A 459-nucleotide genomic window follows, 5' to 3' on the forward strand; every position below is an offset into this window, starting at 1 on the left:
TTTCCATCATAGGTTTTTCCCAGTTCAATTCGACACTTCCTCAGTATTTTTCAGAGTCTTCATTTGAAAATGGTGTGGCGGTATTTTCTTATCTTCTCTCCTTGAATGCTGTAGCGGTCGTTCTGATCCAATATCCGCTGGTACAGCTTGGAAAGAAATTATCACCTCTGGTGTCCATCATGACAGGGAATTTTGTCATTTGCGTATCACTGATTGGGTTTGGATTTGCACATAACATTGCATCCCTGATCGTCCTTATTCTTCTTTTTACAGTCGGTGAAGTTCTCATGTTTAGCATGACTGATATTTTTATTGATGAAATTGCCGATCCATCTTTAAAAGGAACCTACTTTGGGGCAATGGGTTTCAATGGGCTCGGCAATGTTTTAGGGCCGCTGCTTGGAGGATATCTGCTTCAGTCCTTTGGAGCAGGAAAGCCGATGTACTTATTCGGTACTC

The 459-nt window shown here is 41.8% G+C and carries 1 protein-coding gene; it reads left to right on the forward strand.

Annotated elements, in window-relative coordinates:
• Window positions 1–459, forward strand: a 459-nt coding sequence (locus tag BIV59_RS22545) for an MFS transporter (protein ID WP_170846234.1), incomplete at both ends; no start/stop codon positions are given.

The sequence above is a fragment of the Bacillus sp. MUM 13 genome (assembly GCF_001866725.1).
GTDB lineage: Bacteria > Bacillota > Bacilli > Bacillales > DSM-1321 > Peribacillus.